Source organism: Ruminococcus sp. zg-924 (assembly GCF_024433635.1).
In the GTDB taxonomy this organism is placed as follows: Bacteria; Bacillota; Clostridia; order Oscillospirales; family Acutalibacteraceae; genus UBA7067.
This window is the reverse complement of sequence record NZ_WNJZ01000005.1, coordinates 53,175-72,750: the sequence shown is the minus strand read 5'-3', so window position 1 is coordinate 72,750 and position 19,576 is coordinate 53,175. Positions and strand designations below refer to the sequence as shown.

Annotated in this window: 18 protein-coding genes and 4 tRNA genes; 16 read left to right on the top strand and 6 right to left on the bottom strand. The window is 40.1% G+C overall.

The window, feature by feature from the left end; translation table 11 throughout:
* The first annotated feature begins 130 nt into the window (after window positions 1–130).
* From GMA13_RS03665 to GMA13_RS03635, 7 genes are read left to right on the top strand one after another with little or no spacing between them, the layout of a single operon-like run.
* The gene (locus tag GMA13_RS03665) at window positions 131–1,528 is read left to right on the top strand and encodes an ATP-binding protein (RefSeq protein WP_255882747.1); all 1,398 of its coding nucleotides are present in this window, start codon (window positions 131–133) and stop codon (window positions 1,526–1,528) included.
* Window positions 1,529–1,559: 31 nt separating this feature from the next.
* Window positions 1,560–3,035: a DNA (cytosine-5-)-methyltransferase gene (dcm, locus tag GMA13_RS03660; RefSeq protein WP_255882745.1), complete on the top strand. Its 1,476-nt coding sequence runs from the start codon at window positions 1,560–1,562 to the stop codon at window positions 3,033–3,035.
* Window positions 3,028–4,611 carry an ATP-binding protein gene (locus GMA13_RS03655; RefSeq protein ID WP_255882743.1) on the top strand — a complete coding sequence of 528 codons (1,584 nt, stop codon included), beginning with the start codon at window positions 3,028–3,030 and terminating at the stop codon, window positions 4,609–4,611. The genes dcm and GMA13_RS03655 overlap by 8 nt, the downstream gene beginning before the upstream one ends.
* A complete protein-coding gene (locus tag GMA13_RS03650) occupies window positions 4,611–6,788 on the top strand; it encodes a Z1 domain-containing protein (protein WP_255882742.1) in 2,178 nt (725 codons plus the stop codon). The genes GMA13_RS03655 and GMA13_RS03650 overlap by 1 nt, the downstream gene beginning before the upstream one ends.
* Window positions 6,778–7,722: a PD-(D/E)XK motif protein gene (locus GMA13_RS03645; RefSeq protein WP_255882740.1), complete on the top strand. Its 945-nt coding sequence runs from the start codon at window positions 6,778–6,780 to the stop codon at window positions 7,720–7,722. Before GMA13_RS03650 ends, GMA13_RS03645 begins: the two co-directional genes overlap by 11 nt.
* Before the next feature lie 26 nt (window positions 7,723–7,748).
* A complete protein-coding gene (locus GMA13_RS03640; RefSeq protein WP_255882739.1) occupies window positions 7,749–8,051 on the top strand; it encodes a hypothetical protein in 303 nt (100 codons plus the stop codon).
* Between the two features lie 38 nt (window positions 8,052–8,089).
* Window positions 8,090–8,785, top strand: a complete 696-nt coding sequence (locus GMA13_RS03635; protein WP_370687049.1) for a metallophosphoesterase — start codon at window positions 8,090–8,092, stop codon at window positions 8,783–8,785.
* A gap of 149 nt (window positions 8,786–8,934) precedes the next feature.
* Here the strand turns inward: GMA13_RS03635 and GMA13_RS03630 are convergent, their stop codons facing one another.
* Window positions 8,935–10,311, bottom strand: a complete 1,377-nt coding sequence (locus tag GMA13_RS03630) for a hypothetical protein (protein ID WP_255882738.1) — start codon at window positions 10,309–10,311, stop codon at window positions 8,935–8,937.
* A 446-nt stretch (window positions 10,312–10,757) separates the two neighbouring features.
* On the opposite strand from GMA13_RS03630, the gene GMA13_RS03625 reads away from it, so the two are divergent.
* The 5 genes from GMA13_RS03625 (at window position 10,758) to GMA13_RS03605 (ending at window position 13,812) form a co-directional block, all read left to right on the top strand.
* Complete coding sequence (locus tag GMA13_RS03625) at window positions 10,758–10,988, top strand: helix-turn-helix domain-containing protein (RefSeq protein ID WP_255882737.1); 231 nt, start codon at window positions 10,758–10,760, stop codon at window positions 10,986–10,988.
* Window positions 10,978–12,003, top strand: coding sequence for an AAA family ATPase (locus tag GMA13_RS03620; RefSeq protein ID WP_255882736.1), 1,026 nt, complete (start codon window positions 10,978–10,980; stop codon window positions 12,001–12,003). The genes GMA13_RS03625 and GMA13_RS03620 overlap by 11 nt, the downstream gene beginning before the upstream one ends.
* A 57-nt stretch (window positions 12,004–12,060) precedes the next feature.
* The gene (locus GMA13_RS03615; protein ID WP_255882735.1) at window positions 12,061–12,321 is read left to right on the top strand and encodes a hypothetical protein; all 261 of its coding nucleotides are present in this window, start codon (window positions 12,061–12,063) and stop codon (window positions 12,319–12,321) included.
* Between the two features lie 217 nt (window positions 12,322–12,538).
* Entirely contained in the window at window positions 12,539–12,877 is a 339-nt protein-coding gene (gene mobC, locus GMA13_RS03610) for a plasmid mobilization relaxosome protein MobC (RefSeq protein ID WP_255882734.1), read from the top strand.
* 17 nt (window positions 12,878–12,894) lie between these two features.
* Window positions 12,895–13,812, top strand: coding sequence for a ParB/RepB/Spo0J family partition protein (locus tag GMA13_RS03605; RefSeq protein ID WP_255882733.1), 918 nt, complete (start codon window positions 12,895–12,897; stop codon window positions 13,810–13,812).
* A gap of 254 nt (window positions 13,813–14,066) precedes the next feature.
* Here GMA13_RS03605 and GMA13_RS03600 read toward each other — a convergent pair whose 3' ends face one another.
* Window positions 14,067–15,296 (bottom strand): IS110 family transposase, encoded by a 1,230-nt coding sequence (locus tag GMA13_RS03600; protein WP_255882732.1) that lies wholly within the window; start codon window positions 15,294–15,296, stop codon window positions 14,067–14,069.
* Between the two features lie 535 nt (window positions 15,297–15,831).
* On the opposite strand from GMA13_RS03600, the gene GMA13_RS03595 reads away from it, so the two are divergent.
* Window positions 15,832–16,845, top strand: a complete 1,014-nt coding sequence (locus tag GMA13_RS03595) for a site-specific integrase (RefSeq protein WP_255882731.1) — start codon at window positions 15,832–15,834, stop codon at window positions 16,843–16,845.
* A gap of 92 nt (window positions 16,846–16,937) precedes the next feature.
* On the opposite strand, the gene GMA13_RS03590 is transcribed toward GMA13_RS03595, so the two are convergent.
* The 4 genes from GMA13_RS03590 to GMA13_RS03575 form a co-directional block, all read right to left on the bottom strand.
* Window positions 16,938–17,025, bottom strand: a tRNA-Ser gene (locus GMA13_RS03590).
* 261 nt (window positions 17,026–17,286) lie between these two features.
* A tRNA-Arg gene (locus tag GMA13_RS03585) sits at window positions 17,287–17,363 on the bottom strand.
* Between the two features lie 67 nt (window positions 17,364–17,430).
* Window positions 17,431–17,520, bottom strand: a tRNA-Ser gene (locus tag GMA13_RS03580).
* 51 nt (window positions 17,521–17,571) lie between these two features.
* Window positions 17,572–17,660: transfer RNA gene (locus GMA13_RS03575), tRNA-Ser, on the bottom strand.
* 174 nt (window positions 17,661–17,834) lie between these two features.
* Here GMA13_RS03575 and GMA13_RS03570 point away from each other — a divergent pair.
* The 3 genes from GMA13_RS03570 (at window position 17,835) to GMA13_RS03560 (ending at window position 19,567) form a co-directional block, all read left to right on the top strand.
* A complete protein-coding gene (locus tag GMA13_RS03570) occupies window positions 17,835–18,023 on the top strand; it encodes a hypothetical protein (RefSeq protein ID WP_255882730.1) in 189 nt (62 codons plus the stop codon).
* A gap of 100 nt (window positions 18,024–18,123) precedes the next feature.
* Window positions 18,124–19,167 carry an ATPase, T2SS/T4P/T4SS family gene (locus tag GMA13_RS03565; protein ID WP_255882728.1) on the top strand — a complete coding sequence of 348 codons (1,044 nt, stop codon included), beginning with the start codon at window positions 18,124–18,126 and terminating at the stop codon, window positions 19,165–19,167.
* Window positions 19,094–19,567: a stage III sporulation protein AB gene (locus GMA13_RS03560; protein WP_255910449.1), complete on the top strand. Its 474-nt coding sequence runs from the start codon at window positions 19,094–19,096 to the stop codon at window positions 19,565–19,567. The genes GMA13_RS03565 and GMA13_RS03560 overlap by 74 nt, the downstream gene beginning before the upstream one ends.
* Window positions 19,568–19,576 lie beyond the last annotated feature (9 nt).

Genomic DNA, 19,576 nt, shown 5'->3' with positions numbered 1-19,576 from the left:
GCTCCTGTACCTGTTTTGTTTTCTATTTTTCAGATATTTCAGATTTAGTCAAGTAAGAGTTGCCGAATCGTACTTGACTAATTTGCTTTTATGTGTTATACTGTAATCACTCTAAGATGGAGGTACTGCAATGTTTATTGGTAGAGAGCGTGAGCTTGCAACGCTGAACAAGCTATATGCATCAAATAAGTTTGAATTTACCGTAATATATGGTCGGCGTCGTGTCGGAAAAACTGCACTGATCAATCAGTTTATCGAGGGCAAAAACGCAATCTATTTTATGGGCGTTGAAAGTAACGCTAAGCAAAACCTCGAAAACTTCAGCAAAAGCATCATTGAGTATAACACCGGAATTGAAACGGAGACCTCCTTTCTTTCCTTTCAGGCAGCTTTAGAGTATGTTTTCAAACTGTCCGAAAAAGAAAGACTGATTCTTGCTATCGACGAATATCCCTATGTTGCACGGTCGTCCAAAAGCCTTGCCTCAACACTTCAGCTACTAATTGATAAATATAAAGATAGCTCCAAACTGATGCTGATTCTCTGCGGTTCCTCTATGTCCTATATGGAGGATCACGTCCTTGCCTATAAAGCTCCGCTTTACGGCAGAAGAACAGCGCAAATGAAGCTTGTCCCCTTTGACTTTGACGAGACTTGCCGTTACTTTAAGAATTTCTCAGATGAGGATAAGGCACTGATCTATGGAATTGTCGGCGGCACACCACAGTATCTGCTTCAGATGAACGATGCGCTGAGTGTTGAGGATAACATTAAAAACACCTATCTGAATCCTACCTCTGCCCTCTTTGAGGAGCCTGAAAACTTACTCAAGCAGGAAGTGCGGGAACCGGCTCTTTATAACGCAATCATTACTGCGATTGCAACAGGCGCTTCTCGTATGTCCGAGATCTCCGGCAAAGTCGGCGAGGATACAAATATCTGCTCGGCTTATGTGAAGAATCTCGTATCCCTCGGTATCATTCAAAAAGAAACGCCATACGGCGAAAAAGCATCTCGTAAATCGGTCTACTCTATTGAGGATAATATGTTCCGTTTTTGGTATCGCTTCATACCGGAAAACAACTCTATTATTGCTCGTGGAGCTGCGAATCTTGCTTATAAACGTATTGAACCGTATCTGTCAGCCTATATGGGCAAAGCGTTCGAGGAAATATGCAAGCAATACCTTTGGAAGTTATTGCTTGCCGGCAAATGTCCGGTCGAGTTTTCCTCTCTCGGACGCTGGTGGGGTAACGATCCCGTAGAAAAAAGTCAAGCAGAAATCGACATTCTGGCAGAGCAGGATAAAAACACGGCTCTTTTCGGAGAGTGTAAATGGACAAATGAGAAAGTCGATCTCGGCGTTTTAGAAACGCTTGTGAAACGCAGCGAACTGTTCTCATACAAAAAGGTGCACTACTATCTCTTTGCAAAGTCTGGATTCACCAAAGGGTGCATTGATAAAGCAAATGAGATGGGCAATGTGACGCTAGTGAGTTATGGAAATGTCTTAACAGAGATAAATTAGTGAATTAAAAAGAAAGAAGAGTAAAAATCCTATGCAGTATTGTCGGATTGCAGATAAAGCTAAAGAGTGGGGACTTGGAACTGGAATGGTTTCTAAGTTGTGCCGGGAAAATCGAATAAGCGGAGCGTATAAGGACACCAAGATGGGTTGGATGATTCCAGAAGATGCAATCAAACCAGTGGATCGAAGGCATAAAGGCAATAACAATTTTACCTTTATTGACTTATTCTGCGGCATAGGTGGCTTTCATCAAGCGATGATCTCACTAGGAGGGAACTGTGTATTTGCTTGTGATATAAGTTTGCAATGTAGAGAAGTATATAAAAAAAATTTCTGTAAGAATGATGAATTTATTATTGCTGGAGATATAAAATCTGCAATAAAGAAGAAAATCATTCCTCAATTTGATGTACTGTGCGGTGGTTTCCCGTGCCAAACATTTTCAAAAGCAGGACTTCAAAATGGGTTTGATGTGATTGAAAAAGATAACGGTTGGAAAGACGAAAGAGGTCAATTATTCTACAGAATCATTGATATACTAAGAGAACATCCCGAATGTAAATATATTATTTTGGAAAATGTTCGAAATTTAGCAGACAAGGATGAAAATTGGACTATTATTTGCAAAGAATTAAAGGATCAAGGTTTTATTATAACAGAAGAGCCTATCATAGAATCTCCTCATCATTTTGGAATTCCGCAAGTACGTGAACGAGTTTTCATCTTGGGAATTAAAGAATCCGTCATCGACAAACGAATTAAACTTCCTGATGGCTTCTTATCACGTAAGTTGCTACATATAGACGAAAAAAAGCATCCATGCGCTGAAAATGGTAATTGTTTGACTTATATTCTAGATAAAAATGTGGATTCCAAATATTATGTTTCTAATGAGATTGAAGAGTTACTCAATATTTGGGAAGAGTTCAGAGCCAATATAAAGGGGTTAGCGAGTCCTTTTTGGATTCATAAGGCAGGAATAGGTATATATGATGAAGATGAGTATAAGAATGATGAAACGATTGGATTTCAAGAAATGCCGGATTGGAAAAAAGAGCTAGTGATGAAAAGCCGAACTATGTATGTTAATAATATAGAGTTTATTGAAAACTGGTTAGAAAAATATCATATGTGTGATCGATTATTAATACATCAGAAGTTTGAATGGAATGCTGGAACCGACTGTTCATCTATAAAGGATGGAATAATTCAGATTAGACAATCGGGAGTACGAGTAAAGCGTCCAAATTATTTTCCATCTCTTGTGGCGATGAAAAACACTCCAATTATATGGGATAGGGATGCTAATCACTATCGATATATTACACCAAAGGAGGCTGCAAAACTCCAAAGTTTTGCTTCGGATTATGAATTTGGTGATATTGATTCAACTTCATACCGGCAGCTGGGTAATTCGGTAAATGTTGAATTACTCCGTATGTTTTCAAGCGAATTGTTTAGGTTAGGGAAAAAGACAACACAAAGGCAGGTGCAGACAAATGGCTAAAAAAATCAATATTCGACCTACCAGTAGTGTATATGCTACATATAAAAGACTGAGTTATCAACCATGGACTGCTATAGCCGAGTTCGTGGATAATTCAACACAAAGTTTTTATGATCATAAAGATGAATTGATGTCCCAAAAATATGCAAAAGGTTTGTGCATTACCATTGATTATATCGAAGATAAAGACGGTGGCGATAGGATTGAGATCTGTGATGATGCATACGGAATGGAATGGTCTGACTTTCAGCGAGCAGTCATACTTGATAAACCCCCACAAAATACAACTGGGCGCAATGAGTTTGGGATGGGGCTGAAAACTGCGGCTTGCTGGTTTGGATCATTGTGGTCTGTCGAGTCTACGCGTTTGAACTCAAAAAACAAATATTACACAGAAATCAATATTGATGAACTTGGAAAATACCGAACAGAAGAGATTGATGTTCAAGAAGAAATAGTTAGTTCCAAAGATCACTTTACTAAAATCGTCATTAGAAATCTAAATAAAAAAATAAAAGGCTCTCGTACAATTGGAAAGGTTAAGGAGTTATTAAGCAGTACATATAGAGAGGATATTCGTAGTGGCTATGTAAAAATATATTATAATGGTAACCTTCTCCAATTCAAGGAGGCACCTGTATTTAAAGAAGAAATTAATGGTCAAATTAAAGAGTGGAAGAAAGAAATTGATTTTGAAATAGACCACGAAGGCAAGCAGTTAAAAGTTTCTGGATTTGTTGCCATTCGGATACCCGGTAGTGTAAAAGATGCCGGATTCACCCTCTTGCGGCGTGGACGGGTAATAATTGGAGGAACCGAGGGGAATTATCGCCCCAGTGAGTTATTTGGAGATTCAAACTCCTATGCTTGGCAACGTTTGTACGGCGAGTTAAGCATGGACAATTGGCCAGTAACACAAGCCAAAGATAACTTTGATTGGCATAATAGCGGTCTAGAAGAAGCGTTTATTGACAAACTCAAAGAATTAACCCAAGACTATCGACGGAAAGCTGATATTATTCGAGTGCGGGAAAAAATAAATACAAATGATCTGGTAAATGCTGCAGTTCAGGGGCTATCAGACTCAGGAGTTGTTGAAAACGCAAATGTAGAAATTATTGATGATTCGGAGAAATCTGAGACTCCTGCAAGTCTTGAGTCTGATACGCCGGAATTCTCTAAAAGCGAATCACAAAATGAACCGGAAGAGGTTGTTGCTGACGATGATTGTGTTGCGGTAGAGGGCGGAAGCCATGTTGACTATTCTTTCACTTACAAGGGGATTTCATATCTTTTTCATATAATTCTCGATATGTCAAGTCCTGCCGCACACTGGTTGTTGGTGGAAAATAATGATAAACATGAATACACTTTATCAATTAATATGAGACATTCCTTTTTTAAACCGCTAATCGAAAAAAAGGAATTTTTGCCAATAATGATGAAAATGGCGATTTCTTTAGTGCTTGCTGAGGTAGAGTCTTTTATGCAATCTCCCGACGGGAGAATTGACGCAGGAGATATAAGAGTGAAAATGAACGAAATTCTAGACAGCGTCAGAAAGGGTGATAATTGATGACTAATGAATTGATTCCCGTTGCTCTTCTAGATGATAACCAGACACCATGGACTATTAAATTTGATGGTTATTTTAGAAGTAACGTTGAAAGGCAAATGATCAATGATGATATGACACCGGAAGCGATTGACTCATTATTTTCAAATGCCACACGCATTTTAAGTAGATGCCCGAATCCCCAACACGAAACCAGCGTTGCGGAAACAGGTATTGTAATCGGCAAGGTTCAGAGCGGCAAGACTTCAAATTTCATTTCAGTTCTTGCATTGGCTTTTGATAACGGATATAACATTGCTGTAGTTTTAGGAGGGAATACGCTCCAACTGTTAAAGCAAAATGCTTCCCGAATAAAATCTGCATTTAATGTTGATGCGGAAAAACTTACAGTTTTGAAAACCAATGATAATAAATCCCTTATTAATCCTGAGCAAATTAAGGAATTTATAGAAAATGGTCGTAAAGTGATTATAGTAGGATTGAAACATTATAAGCACATAGATCAAATTGCTGAAATTTTTGATAATAATTATTTGGCTAATCAGCCAATACTTGTTATTGATGATGAAGGGGATCAAGCCACCTTAAATGCCAAAGCATATTTGAATTCTATGAGTACAACATATGAATCTGTCGTAAAATTGAAAAACAGATTAAATCGACATTGCTTTTTATCTATTACAGCAACCCCACAGGCAAATATTTTGATAAAAGCATTTGACAAACTTGCTCCTGATTTCGGGGAATTAGTCTATCCGGGTGAAGGCTATTGCGGTCTTCAAGAGTTCCATGGGGAAAATTGTGATAAATTTATATATGAAATTCCGCCCACAGAAGGCAATCTTTTGGATGATGTTGGCGTTCCGCAATCTGTTTACAATGCAATGGCGATGTTTTTTGTAGGTAATGCAATTAGAAGAAGTCGAGGAGATGTTGGGAATCATGCGATGCTCATTCACCCAAGTCAAAAGAAATATGATCATAGAATTGTTGTAAACAAAATTCAAACAATCCTATCTGACTGGAAAACCAAAGCAAAAATTAAACTTTCCGGTAGAAATGACATCTCTTATATATCGCTTCAAAAGCAGCTTTTAAATGCATATCAATCATTTGTTAATGATGGTGTAATTTGCGTACCCTTTAACGAACTTGAAAAAACAATACTTGACCGAATCAAGGAATGTTCACCTGTTTTGATTTGCAATAGTGAAGAAAATGCCAGCGAAAATTCCGCCCTATACAAAACTAACATATTTGTTGGCGGCAACCTAGTAGAACGTGGAATAACGATTAAAGGTCTTTCTGTTACATATATAACAAGACGGGCAAAAGGAAAAAGTAATGTAGACAACACAGAGCAGCGAGCTCGTTGGTTTGGGTATAAAGCAAAATACCTTGACGTTTGTCGTGTCTTTACTACAAAAGATATTAAAGACGATTTCACTAGCATTTTAGAGCATGATGAAGATATGTGGGCATCTATTGAACGAGCTCAAGATCGGGGAATTCCATTTAAAGACATGCCGCGCATCTTTACTTTAGCGAGAAGTGCTTTTTTGCAACTTACCCGTAGAAATGTGGCAAGAACTGAACAGTATGAGCTCTCTGAGTGGAAACCTCAGAAATTATTTAACTTTTCTGAACTCGATGCGGAATTTAACAAACAAATTATTATGAAGTATCGTAACGATAATAAAGATCTGGTTATAACTGAAAAATATAATCCCGTTCAGATCCATGCTATTATACGAAATCAATCTTTTTTTGATTTATGCGAAAAGGTTCTATTTGATCTAAAATACGCAGACGGAGAGATACTCAACAAAGAGTATTTTGAGTTATTATATGAGGCACTTAGAAAACTTAAACTGAATCCTGAAATCGACATTGTTTGGGTACGTGATAAAGAGCACTCCATTCGTAAAATAAACGAGGATGGCACAATTCAGCAGTTATTCCAAGGTCGAAATCCTAATACATCAAGTCCCTCCTACTATGAAGGGGATCGTAGTTTAGCAGATAAAGAGCCTGACCATCTACAGTTGCAAATTCACTATATTATGCCTAGTAATAATGGGAGCACTAAGTTTTATTCTCCTGTTTTGGCAATGTATATGCCAGAGTGGTGTGCAAACGAATTGTCCAGATTGGTGGTGAGAAAAAATGACATATAATGATATTATGAACAGAATTTCTGCCATAACCATACCCGAAGTGGACTACATGGTCTTTGCGGCAGATAATCAAAAATGTTTTTATGGAATTGACAGTCAGAGCAGAATAGTATTTATGATTTCTTCGGTTTCTCAAAAGACACATTCAATTTGTCAGGAAACAAGATCCCTAAAGTTTTTTTATAATAGAAACTGCACTTTTTCTATTGATGGCGTATTGCAGAAAAAAACCATGCATCTTCTTATATGTAAAGATCATAGCAAAGAAAAAATTGAAGCTTTTATACGACTAACATACGCTTTTGCAATTCAAGAAACAGAAAATGACCAATATTATTTGCCAAAACTCTTTTCATCACTCTCAACATTATTCGATAAGAAAAAAAGAGTTTCAGAGATGGAACTGCAAGGACTATTCGCAGAACTATATACAATACAATATTTTTATAATAATGGGATTGATCTTAGCAAGTATTGGCAGTCAAGAAATCGAATGAAATTCGATTTCTCGTTAAATGAAGAAAAAAGACTAGAGATTAAATCCACTTTAAAAACAGATCGTACGCATCATTTTAAGCATGACCAACTTTTAAGCGAACTTTACGATATAAAAGTTGCATCTATAATGCTTCAGAAAAGCGACTTTGGCATTTCTTTGGGCGATGTCATATCTTCAATGCGCTCTCTTTTCTCGGATAATTATGCATTAATGCTTCATATTGATGCCATAACAACTCAAATAGATTCAGAGTTACTTGAAGATATTAAGTATGACAAAATATACCTAGATAATAATATCAAGTTTTTTGATGCAGCAAATGTCCCGCATTTCGCCGAAAAAACTCCTGAGGGAGTATATAATGCAGAATATGATTGTTGCTTAGACGGTATTGAGAACTTATCTTTAACTACCATAAAAAAATGGATTGGTTGAATTATCATAATGAAAGGGGAATTTTTATGTTTAAGACATATGATTTATTTAATCACAGAAGTATTGATGATCTTGTACCTGAAATTATATACTATTATCTCTTTAAAGGACTAAGTTTAACAGCAATAGAGGAAAAGTTGTTTAGAACGGAAGAATATAAAGGCTGGTTAAGCAAGACCTTTTTGAACTATTTTGGAATCGACACAGAAAAAGAAAATAAGGGTATATTCTCTGAGAAGACGGTTCCTGAGGTCGTTGAAGAATTATATAAAAGTTCAAATATTGCACATATTCGGGTAGCAAAGCTACTTAAAGAGAAATATCTATAAAGAGTCAAAAAGCAAATTATTTGCGATGGTGAATTATTGTGTTTTACATAACCGGAGATACGCACGGCGATTTCGGGCGTTTTATCGAATTTGAGGAGCGAATACAACCTACCGAGAATGATACAATGATCGTGCTCTGCGATGCAGGGCTGAACTATTACACTGGCTGGAAAGATGAAACCCGCAAGCACTTTGTGAACAGCTTTTCGTTTACGACGTTCTGCATTCACGGAAACCACGAAATGCGTCCAACGGATATTCCAACATATCAAGCAAAGGAATACTGCGGCGGAACAGTTTGGTATGAGAAGGAGTATCCAAAGATCCTTTTCGCAAAGGACGGAGAAGTTTATAACTTTGATGGGTATTCCTGCATTGTAATCGGCGGTGCATACAGCGTAGATAAATTTTGCCGCCTTTCGAGAGGCTGGGCGTGGTTCGAAAACGAACAGCCCTCTGAGGAAATCAAATCGTATGTAGAGGAGCAACTTACCCACCGAGAAAACAAAATCGATATTGTCCTATCACACACCTGTCCCATAAAATACGAACCTGTCGAGATCTTTATTCAGGGACTTGACCAAAGTACAGTTGATAAAAGTACAGAGGAGTGGCTTGGGAAAATTGAGAAAAATCTCAATTATAAGCGTTGGTACTGCGGACATTATCACACGGCAAAGAAAATCGATAAAATCCAGTTTATGTTTGAGGACATTGACGTCCTGAAAGTATAATAAAGAGCAGCAAAAGGTCGCATCGGATGGTGCGACCTTTTGCTGTTTCTGCTCCATATTTACCCTTTAAATCCATTCCAAAGTATCAAATTGACACTTTAGAACTTTAGTGTTAATACTTTTGCGGGCTGTTGGCATCCATACTGATTTCACACAAACGATGGAACAAAGCGTGGGTGCATTCGGCGGTTATATTCTTTGTTATATGTAGCAAAAAGAGATTTAAGTTGAACGATATGCACATTATCATAACGCTTACTCAAAGTCCAAAAACTGTCCGGCACACGGTTTACGGTGCAGATGACATATTCATTCTCGTAAAACGGTCTGTCCTTTGTAGTACTGTTCTCAATCTCTTTCCAGAGCTTTTGCGTAAGCTTTCCACCGGGAGTTGAATCGTAATACGCATATACTGCACGTTTTTTCTCGCAGGCAAAATCAAAGGTCACATCGCCGACTTTGACGTTCTGATAGCTTAAATCTTTGGTATCGATGTATTCGGTCGAAATAGAGTTAATGTTTTTCTCCAACCAATAGGCACACATTTCTTTATAAAATGCGAAAAGAACAACATCGCTGAAATATCTCATAAAACGCTCATAAACATCTTCGCCAAAGCTTCCGTCTGCATTTGGGACGGCGGTCAGCATAGTTTTATACCACAGCGCAATATAACTATTTGCCGGATAATACTTTGTATGACCGTTTCTTTCGGGTTCTTTTCGAACAAGACCAAATTCACACAGAGTTTTAATGTATTTATCGCATTTGTTTTTTGGATAACCTGAAAACGCTGCCAATTCGCTGATTCGATTATAACCTTTTACCATTGCATATAATAGTGTATTGTAGCTTTCGGGTGTTCGGAAGCATTCACACATTTTATTATTCATTAAGCGGTAAAACGGCGAATTAATGTGAAGCGCCACCTTTACATTTTCCTCAAAAGATAGACTTGTGTCGTATAAGGATAAAAGCTCAGTAATGCCTGCCGTAAAAGAAAAGATGTTTACCGATTCTTTGTCACTTACGGACAGCGTTTCGGAAATCTCCTGCGTTGAATATGGCGTTATAGATACCGTTTTACAGGGAATTTCAATTTGTTCCCATGGTCTGCCTATTAAGATTACAAGCACTCCGCAAGAACAACTTTCTTCTAAAAATTTCTTTAGCGCAGCATAAAAATCATTCTTATCATTTCGCTCGCCCACGTCGTCAAAAAAGACTATTGGGCGTTTTTCTTCGCCATAAATCCGCAGAGAATCAAAAAACGTTATCCAATTTGTATAATCTTTAAAGATGTCGGGATAACGCTCCGCAAATGTTTTTAGAGCAAGCTCAGCGCTGATATGCCGAAAAGAAAAGTACAGGCTATCCTTATTTTCGGCACAGTAAGATAACGCCGCATAGGTTTTGCCCATTCCCGAATCTGCCGAGAAGAACATCACATCGTTAGTGTTGGTATGAGATGAGCGAAACAGCTCAATATCTGTTTTCAGTTTGTCGGGTATTCTTTTTAAAATCATAGCATCACCGTCATATCATAAGTTGACCTTTTTATCATTATAGCAGATTCTTACCCGTTTTTCTATCTATTTCAAAAAATTTTCAAAATATTTTTTCAGCCGAAAATTCCCGTAAATAAAGGGTTTCCGGCTGTTTTTTATTTTTAGCTGAAAATTTTTTTCTGTAGAGGGGGGTGTACATTCCCTGATCCCATTCGGAACAAGTAGAGGGATAAAAACAGAAAAGCCCCTCGTTACAATTAAATGACCGTCCGAGCAGAATATGTTTTTCAGGGAAGTATGCCACGATCTTCCGAAAAAGCAAGCGTGCCAAGAAAAACAAAACGTTCCGGTGAGAGCCCGGGGCAGGAACGATGTTCGGATAGAACGGCAAAGGTAGTTACCGTAGGCGTTGCTTCCTTGCGATAGCTGCCTTCTTACATAGCTGTAAAGGAGGTTAAAAAGCTATGAGAAAATCAGAGTTAAGAGAACTCTACAAGATGATGTTTCCGGACTATCCGGACATCGTAACCGTTGCTCAGCTTCAGAAGATGCTGGGCATTAGCCGACACTTGGTATATGACCTGATTAATGACGGATATATCTCCGGCATCAAAATTGGAAATGCCTTTAAGATACCGAAGGTCAATGTCATCAATTACGTTATGGAGGAAGGAGGTGAGAAAAATGCAAGTTAAAAAGCTAAAAACAGTTGATGCGGATACCTTGTTATCAACACCGCTTCGCAAGACTTTGTTTATTGTGGAAGGGTTGATACCCCAAGGATTGAGCGTGTTGTCAGGCCCAAGCAAGATCGGTAAAAGCTGGCTGATGCTGTGGCTTGGTATGCAAGTAGCACGTGGAAATCCTGTGTGGGATTTTGAAACCCACAAGTGTGATGTGTTGTATTTATGCTTGGAGGATACCCACATTCGCATACAAAACCGCTTGTACCAGCTCACGGATGAAGCACCTGCCGAGCTTCGAATTGCCACCACAAGCTATCAAATCGGGAACGGCTTGGAGCAGCAGATCGAACAATATCTAACGGACTTTCCGAACACAAAGCTTGTGATTATCGACACCTTTCAGAAGGTGCGTGATTCTCGAAACACTCTTGGTAAAAGTGGAATGTATGCGGGAGATTACGACGATATCACGGCGCTGAAAACCATTTCGGAGAAGTTCGGGATAGCGGTAGTGGTAGTCCATCACGTTCGCAAGATGAAGGATGCAAACGATCCGTTTAACGAAGTAACAGGCTCGACGGGCATCACGGGAGCCGCCGATACGAGCTTTATTTTGAAGCGAAGTCGCTCCAGTGAAATGGGGACACTCCTTGCAACGGGACGAGATATCGAGTATCAGGAGCTGACTTTGAAGTTCGATAACGGTACGCATTTATGGGAGCTTGTGGAACGAAAAAATGCCGATGATCTTCAACGTGAAAAGATCCCCGATTTTCTTTTTCGGCTCGTTCAGTTCATAGCCTTGCACAAAACTTGGCAAGGTACAGCAAGTCAACTACTTATCGAAATGAACGAAACCGAAGTCACGGCGAACGTGGTAACGAAACTTCTTGCAAGGTTTTCAGCAGAGGTTTTAGCACCGCAAGGCATTGAGTACAGAACGAAACGCACAGGGACAAGCCGCTTGATTCGACTTGTAATGAATGACAGCGGTGACGGAAATGACAGCGAGATCTCTATATAGAAAACACCGTCACAACCGTCATTGTCGTCACAAACAACAGAAAGGATTAGATTTTTTATGAGGAGTAAAACACAAGGAATTAACGTAAGAGTAACACCCGCCGAAAAAGAAAAGCTTAACGAAAGTGCATTTTATTGCGGACTTTCTCTGTCAGAATATCTCAGAAGATTGGGGCTTGGAAAAGATGTAAAAGCTGCAACCAATGAGAAAATCTACAAGACTTTTCGACTGATAGGACAACTGAAAAAGGATTTGGACTCGCTTGAAAAAAGCGAAATCCTCCATCGACTAAGTGTGATAGAGGACTTACTGAAGTAAATAAAACGGAGCAGAGGTTTTAGGCGAATTTCGGGGTCCCCGAAAAGTCAAACGACTTTTTGGGGAAAGGAGTTGCAGCGAAATGAATGAGTTCTGCCGCTTGCGGCAGAACGAAGGATATGAAGCTTGCAACGACGCAGCGAGCAGACTGTTTGTACTCCCAAACAGTAAAAACTCGTTAGGAAGTCTCCTAAAACCTCTAAGGAAAGGAACGATTATGAATAAAAGAATTAAGAAACAGTTTTGGCTCTCACCCCAAGAGGTGGCAGAGCTTAAAAGGAAAGCAGAGCTCGCAGGAATTTCAGAAACGGCGGTGGTTCGCTTACTGATTCGAGGCTATGAGCCAAGAGAAAAGCCGGACAGCAATTTCTATGAAGAAATGCGAAAATTGTCCGCCATCGGCAACAACATCAATCAGCTTGCGGTGAAAGCACACGCACTTGGATTTATTGATGCACCGATGTTAAAAACGGAAGCTTTGCGTTGGCATCAGTTTCAAGCTGACGTGGAAGCTACCTTCCTGCGACCACAGCAAAGCAACCTCAAATGGAAATAAGAAAGGAATAATGCAAAATGACAAAACGAAAATCGGATTTTATCTTACCGTCCTATGACGATATTTTCACCACGCAAGAAATGCGGGACGATGCAAAGCTTGAAAAAGTTCAAAATATACCACTTGCCGAGCTGCACCCCTTCAAAGATCACCCTTTTAAGATTTTGAATAACGAGGAAATGGAACGAATGATTGAAAGCATCCGCAAAGTGGGCGCAATCACTCCGGCACTTGCAAGACCAATGTCTGAGGGCGGCTTTGAATTGATCTCAGGGCACAGACGACTTGCGGCGTGTCAGGTGTTGGGTTTGGAAACAATGCCCGTAATCGTTCGTGAGATGTCCGACGATGAAGCTGTGATTGCAATGGTAGATGCTAACCTGCAAAGAGAAACCATTTTACCCAGCGAAAAGGCATTTGCTTATAAGATGAAGCTCGATGCAATAAAACATCAAGGTATTACTTCTGTCCAAGTTGGACAGAAGTTGTTATCACGAAGCATTGTAGCGGCGGATGCTAAAACAAGCGAAACGCAAATTCAGAGATATATTCGCTTGACCTACCTAATTCCCGAGCTGCTCACAATGGTGGACGAAAACAAAATCGCTTTCAGTCCTGCGGTGGAGATCTCCTACTTGGAGCACTCGGAACAGCTCGTACTGCTCGATGCAATAGAGCTAAACGACTGCACACCGTCTCACGCACAAAGTATACGGCTCAAGAAGTTATCGCAAGAGGGATTACTCGACCGCAATGCGATTTATGAGATTATGTCGGAGGAAAAACCAAATCAGCAAGAGCAGATAAAATTCAAGCGTGACGACCTTCAAAAATACTTTCCGCCGAACTATACGGACGAGCAAATCAAAAAAGATATTGTCAAGGGTTTGGAACTGCTGAAGCGACAGCGAGACCGAAGCCGAGACGCACGCTGATTCGAACCAAAGTGTTTGCGGCGTAACAATTTGCACAATGGAGAGAACTCCAAATCGGCGCTATAATATACACGTTGGTTTGGAGTTCGTTCTGTGTGCTAATCTAAATTTATAGTCCGGTGGTGAAATGTCAAGAGGAAAATGAATAAAAAAGAGATTGTTTTAGCTGATTTCAGCAAAGGCAAAAAACACCCGCCCAAGCCCTGTCGATTCAAAATTTTTTGAAGCAGGGCTGAGAGAAAATCAGAGCAGAATCAAAGCTCTGACGGAGTATAAAGTTTGTTGTCTATGAGCAGAGCATAGACAAGACGCACAAATTTACGGGCAGTTAATGCGAGGGCACGTTTGTGTTGACCTTTGTTTACCTCATTGTATTTGAGGTGGTAGAAGCGACTGTACTCTGTATCGCATCGTACAAGGGAAAGTGTAGCTTCACAAAGGTAGTATTTAAGGAATTTGTTTCCTGAGCGAATGAGCTTTGTATTTTTGCTTTCAAAGTCACCGGACTGGTTCTGAGTCCATGCAAGTCCGGCGTATTTGCCGAGTGCAGACTGATTTTTGAAGCGGTGGATATCACCGATCTCTGCGATAATTCCTGCTGAATAAACAGGACCTATGCCCGGAATCGACTGCAAAGTGTTGGGGATAAGTTGCATTTGTTCAGCAATAGCCTTGTCAAGCACTTTGATTTGCTGCTCTAAAGCTCTGATAAGGCTGATAGAAGAGGAAAGCACCTGATTAACGGAATCATTTACCGTTTTAGGCAGCCTGTAAGAGCTGCGAGCTGCTTTCTGTATGGCTTTGGCTACTGCTTCGGAATCGGAAAAACGGTTTTTGCTCTTCTCAATTAAGAAGTCAGTCAGCTCATGTAAGTCCATATAAGCTAAGGTGTCTGCGGAATCGAACTCTTCATAGAGAGCAAGAGCCGAAGCACCAAAGGTGTTGGAAAACACCTTGTTCTGCACTAAGGAAGAATACTTCTTGAAGATAACGTTTAAAAAACGCTGCTTTTCCGCAGTCAGAGACTGGACTGCAAAGAAACGTTGTCGTGTAAGGATCAGGAGAGCTTTGAATCGGGCGTCATCCATGTATACCTCTTTGTTGATTCTTCCGAACCGCAGACAGTCTGCAATTACAAAAGAATCTATGTAGTCATTCTTTTGCAGGTCATTGTATGTATCTTTGAATTTTTTGACCTGCTTGGGATTGAGGACATGGATACTCCTGTTAAACTTTGCCAGCTCTGCATTTCCCTTCAGGAAATAAACGAGGTGGTCACCATAACAGCCTGTTGATTCAAGACCGACAGTAACCTCTGTCAGGTTGTAAGATGTTAGTGCCTTGACGATTTGTTTAACAAGCTCAGCAGAGCCTTTCGGGGAGTTTTCCACCGAAAAATTGCTGTGCTTTGAACCGTCAGGCTTCATCAGATAAACGACATTGTTTCTGCTGCTGACATCTATTCCTACGTAAAGTTTGGACATAAAAATCACCTCTTTTCTGTTTGGATTAAGGTCAATCGGCTTGATGATACCCATGATCACGGAGCATCAACACCCTCGCATATAAGAATTCAGTCGGAGATGAACCGATGCGAGCCACACTGCTAAATGGCAATCCACTCTTCCGACAAACAGCCGGTGGTTTGAAGTTTACTTCCGTGTCAGGGGAACTGACTATATATGAAGCAGCCGTTTACGGCTCAACAGGAGGAAAAAGAACTATTTACCTGATCGACCTATGTCAATTATATCATGGGTATGATTAAACCGATCAACTAATTTATAGCCTGGTTTTTGGGCTATAAACATATTATACGAGGAGGAAAATAAAATGGTAGCAGGACATCTGCAAATTAAAAAAGGTTATTATTACGCCGTGCTCAGTTGAAACAACGGCGAAAAAAGACAAACAAAATGGATTCCCCTCGGACTACCCGAAAAGGGAAACAAGCGCAAGGCTCAAGCGGAGTTATCAAGAATACGGAGAGAATTTGTCATTCCCACCGAAGTAAACGATTTGAGCGCAGATATGTTGTTTGCTGATTATTTACTTGAATGGCTTGAGATTGCAAAGGGGCGTTTGGCAATTGCTACTTACAGTTCATACGTAGGGCTTATTAAAAGTTCTATTGAGCCGTACTTCCGTCAAAAAAAGCTGACACTACGGGAACTTGAGGCAAGGCACATTCAAAGCTTCTATTCCGAAAAGCTTAAAGTCGTTAAGCCGAACACCGTCATTCATTATCACGCTGTTATCCACTCAGCTCTAAAATACGCTGTGAAAACCGATATGATCATTCAGAATGTTGCCTCCAAGGTGGATCGCCCAAGGAAGAATGATTTTCAACCGGTATTCTTATCCGCAGAGGAAACGCAAAAAATGTTTGAAGCAATCAAGGGGACAAAGTTGGAGCTTCCCGTATTGGTGGCGGCTTTCTATGGGCTACGGCGTGGTGAGGTATTGGGACTCAAATGGGATGCCATTGACTTTGAACTAGGGACAATTTCAATTAAACGAACCGTAACCTCCATCAATTTGGGCGGCAAGTATCAAGAGATTGAAAAGGAGTCTGCAAAAACAAAATCCAGCCTTCGTACTTTGCCGCTTGTGGGTAGCTTCAAGGATTACTTTATGCAAGTCAAGGAAGCACAGAAACTTAATAAAAAGGTCTGTGGAAATTGCTACAACTATCAATACGACGGTTATGTGTTTGTGGATGAAATGGGAGAAAGATTGAAGGCACATTACCTGACCTCACGTTTTCCCGAAATTCTTGAAAAGAAGGGACTGCGTCGTATGCGTTTCCACGATCTTCGTCATAGTTGTGCATCACTACTACTCGCAAACGGTGTACCCTTAAAGCATATTCAGGAATGGCTTGGTCACTCGGATTTTTCTACGACGGCAAATATTTATGCTCATCTTGATTACAGTGCAAAAATCTCTTCTGCACAAGCAATGGAAAGCGGATTGCAATTACCTGAAACAGGCGGCTTCACAAGCCGCTGGAGCGGTGAAACCTCAAATTGAGGTAAGGAAAAAATGTTGTACTCTCTGACCACTTGTTTTTAAAAAAGCAAAAAGAAAAAGCCTGAAATCGGCTTGATTACAGGCTTTTTCAATGGCGGAGAGTTAGGGATTCGAACCCTAGGTACATTTCTGTACACGACATTTCGAGTGTCGCACCTTCGACCTCTCGGACAACTCTCCGTGTATCTTCTAAACTGTAGTTTTTCTCGTTCAAAAACGATTTGGAGAGAACTACAGGAGAGAACAGGAAAAAATATTCGATTTTAATGTTTCAAAATCCCCGATGAATCAAGGATTTTAAGCGGACAAAACCGCCTAAGCTTTAGGAAATTTCGAGTCAGTCCCGTTATGACCACTTCGATACGTCTCCATATTATAAAAACATATCGGTCGTGGGGGAAGAGGCTCACTTAAATCAACTTCTTCGCCCGTGACCGTTTTTGGCGTTCCCGAGGTGATTCGAACACCCGACCTACCGCTTAGGAGGCGGTTGCTCTATCCAGCTGAGCTACGGAAACATAGAATAAACGCTGAAAAGCTTTTAAAAAAGTTGAAAAACCGACTTGTATAACAAGCCGGTTTTTCTGGCGGAGGACAAGGGATTTGAACCCTCGCGCCGGTTACCCGACCTACTCCCTTAGCAGGGGAGCCTCTTCACCACTTGAGTAATCCTCCGTAGGGCAAACAACAATTAATTATTAAAACATTGCTGTTTGCAAAAATTAATGGCGGAGGGGAAGGGATTCGAACCCTTGGTTCCTTTCGGAATCACTAGTTTTCAAGACTAGCTCCTTAAACCGCTCGGACACCCCTCCGTGCAATCAGCTTTATTATAATATCATAAGGAGTGAAAATAGTCAAGACTTTTTTTCGTTTTTTTAGATTATTTTTTCAAAAGTTTTGTGCGATTTTTGATGTCTTTATTTCTATCAGTGGCTTAAGTATAAAAGCTTATAATCCTCATATTATAATCATGAGGTGATGTAAGTATGGATATGTTGTCTGAATTGCCGCTTGGCTTTTCTATGGCTCTTGCGAAAAATCCCGATGCATTAATAGTCTTTTCAAAGCTGCCTGATAGTGATAAGCAGGCTGTATTAAGCGGTACTCATAATGTAAAGTCAAAAGTTGAGATGCAGGAATATGTAAATAACCTGACAGTTAAATACGACGGCTGAATTTCCGGTCTGTTCTTTTATGGATAGGCCGCTATTTTTTTATCATATTTTAATAGACTCGTCCATATAATTGATTGAACAAACCGAAAGGATGATTAAAATGAGTGAAAACCGTGACGCAATCAGACGCTTTGATAGAGCGTCGAGAGGTTTAGGGCAACGTCTGTATGAGCGAATAATCAGAATCAGTGATGATTGCAAAAAAGCAGCACAGGAAATCCGACTAAGAGTGAACAAGCCGGTAATGATTTGCACCGAAAAAGATACTTTTTATCTGACTGCCGATAGCAAGGCAGTAACAGAGATTATTTCGGGTAAAATGATAATTACCACACAAAGGGATATAGCTGACTGCTTCCAGAACCTTTGCAGTTACTCAGTTTATAGTCGCCAAAATGAAATCCGTAAGGGGTATATCACTATGCAAGGCGGCCATAGAGCCGGACTTTGCGGTACAGCAGTTTACAGAAACGGAGAGATATATAATATCCGTGATATTTCAGGCATTAATCTGCGTATAGCAAGAGAGTTGCTTGGTTGTGCGGATAAGGTTATTGAATACATAAAGGATTTAAACTGCGGCATGTTGCTTTGCGGACCACCGTGCTGTGGAAAAACTACACTGCTAAGGGATATAGCTCGTCAGCTTTCAACTGTGTACTCTAAGAAAACTGCTGTAATAGATGAAAGGGGAGAGCTTGCCGCAACCTTCTCAGGCGTGCCGCAAAACGATTTAGGTTATTCAGATGTTCTCGATGGCTTTTCAAAGAGTGATGGTGTAATGCATGCTGTCAGATGTCTTTCGCCTGATTATGTAATCTGTGATGAAATAGGCACTTCAAATGAAACAAGTCTTCTGGAAGAAAGCCTTAACGCAGGTGTTAAAGTTATTGCAACGCTCCATGCAGGAAGCGCTTCTGAGCTTTTGAAAAAGCCTCAGGGTGTTGCTCTGCTCAAAACCGGAGCATTCGATAAAATAATTTTTCTGAAAAGCCGAGAGAATCCGGGAGATATAAAGGAAGTGTTAAGTAAGGAGGATTTGCTCGGTGGTAAAGGCGGCAGGAATAGTGATGATAATATCCGCAGGAGTTCTGTCGGGAGTTTTGATTTCAAGAAAAACAACAAACCGAATTTTGTTTTTTGAACAACTTCTTCTCTTTTTGACCGCTCTGCGTGAAAAACTCGGTTATACGCTCAGCGATATTTCTACATTGTTATGCACCGAGCAAAAGATGATTGAGCCGTTGCTTATAACAATGTCGGAAAACCTTATGCATAGTGGTACTAAGAAAGCAGCAAAAACAGCAGTAAGCTCAATTTCAAGCTCATATGGGTTAAAGGATAGCGATAAAAAGCTGCTGCTTGATTTTTTTTCAGAATTAGGCTTATCAGATTGTGACGGTCAGCTTGCGCACTGTGACCTTTATATATCGCTTGTTAAGCAGCTTCTTGATTCTCAGCGTGAAGAGAGTATTAAAAAGTCAAAGCTTTATCGTATGCTCGGAACCTTTTGCGGTATAGGCGCAGGACTGTTTTTTCTTTAGAGGATGAAT

Coding starts and splice junctions, on each gene's coding strand:
- GMA13_RS03665 (WP_255882747.1), top strand. CDS start 131: ATGTTTATTGGTAGAGAGCGTGAGCTTGCAACGCTGAACAAGCTATAT.
- dcm (WP_255882745.1), top strand. CDS start 1,560: ATGCAGTATTGTCGGATTGCAGATAAAGCTAAAGAGTGGGGACTTGGA.
- GMA13_RS03655 (WP_255882743.1), top strand. CDS start 3,028: ATGGCTAAAAAAATCAATATTCGACCTACCAGTAGTGTATATGCTACA.
- GMA13_RS03650 (WP_255882742.1), top strand. CDS start 4,611: ATGACTAATGAATTGATTCCCGTTGCTCTTCTAGATGATAACCAGACA.
- GMA13_RS03645 (WP_255882740.1), top strand. CDS start 6,778: ATGACATATAATGATATTATGAACAGAATTTCTGCCATAACCATACCC.
- GMA13_RS03640 (WP_255882739.1), top strand. CDS start 7,749: ATGTTTAAGACATATGATTTATTTAATCACAGAAGTATTGATGATCTT.
- GMA13_RS03630 (WP_255882738.1), bottom strand. CDS start 10,311: ATGATTTTAAAAAGAATACCCGACAAACTGAAAACAGATATTGAGCTG.
- GMA13_RS03625 (WP_255882737.1), top strand. CDS start 10,758: ATGAGAAAATCAGAGTTAAGAGAACTCTACAAGATGATGTTTCCGGAC.
- GMA13_RS03620 (WP_255882736.1), top strand. CDS start 10,978: ATGCAAGTTAAAAAGCTAAAAACAGTTGATGCGGATACCTTGTTATCA.
- GMA13_RS03615 (WP_255882735.1), top strand. CDS start 12,061: ATGAGGAGTAAAACACAAGGAATTAACGTAAGAGTAACACCCGCCGAA.
- mobC (WP_255882734.1), top strand. CDS start 12,539: ATGAATAAAAGAATTAAGAAACAGTTTTGGCTCTCACCCCAAGAGGTG.
- GMA13_RS03605 (WP_255882733.1), top strand. CDS start 12,895: ATGACAAAACGAAAATCGGATTTTATCTTACCGTCCTATGACGATATT.
- GMA13_RS03600 (WP_255882732.1), bottom strand. CDS start 15,296: ATGTCCAAACTTTACGTAGGAATAGATGTCAGCAGCAGAAACAATGTC.
- GMA13_RS03570 (WP_255882730.1), top strand. CDS start 17,835: ATGGATATGTTGTCTGAATTGCCGCTTGGCTTTTCTATGGCTCTTGCG.
- GMA13_RS03565 (WP_255882728.1), top strand. CDS start 18,124: ATGAGTGAAAACCGTGACGCAATCAGACGCTTTGATAGAGCGTCGAGA.
- GMA13_RS03560 (WP_255910449.1), top strand. CDS start 19,094: ATGATAATATCCGCAGGAGTTCTGTCGGGAGTTTTGATTTCAAGAAAA.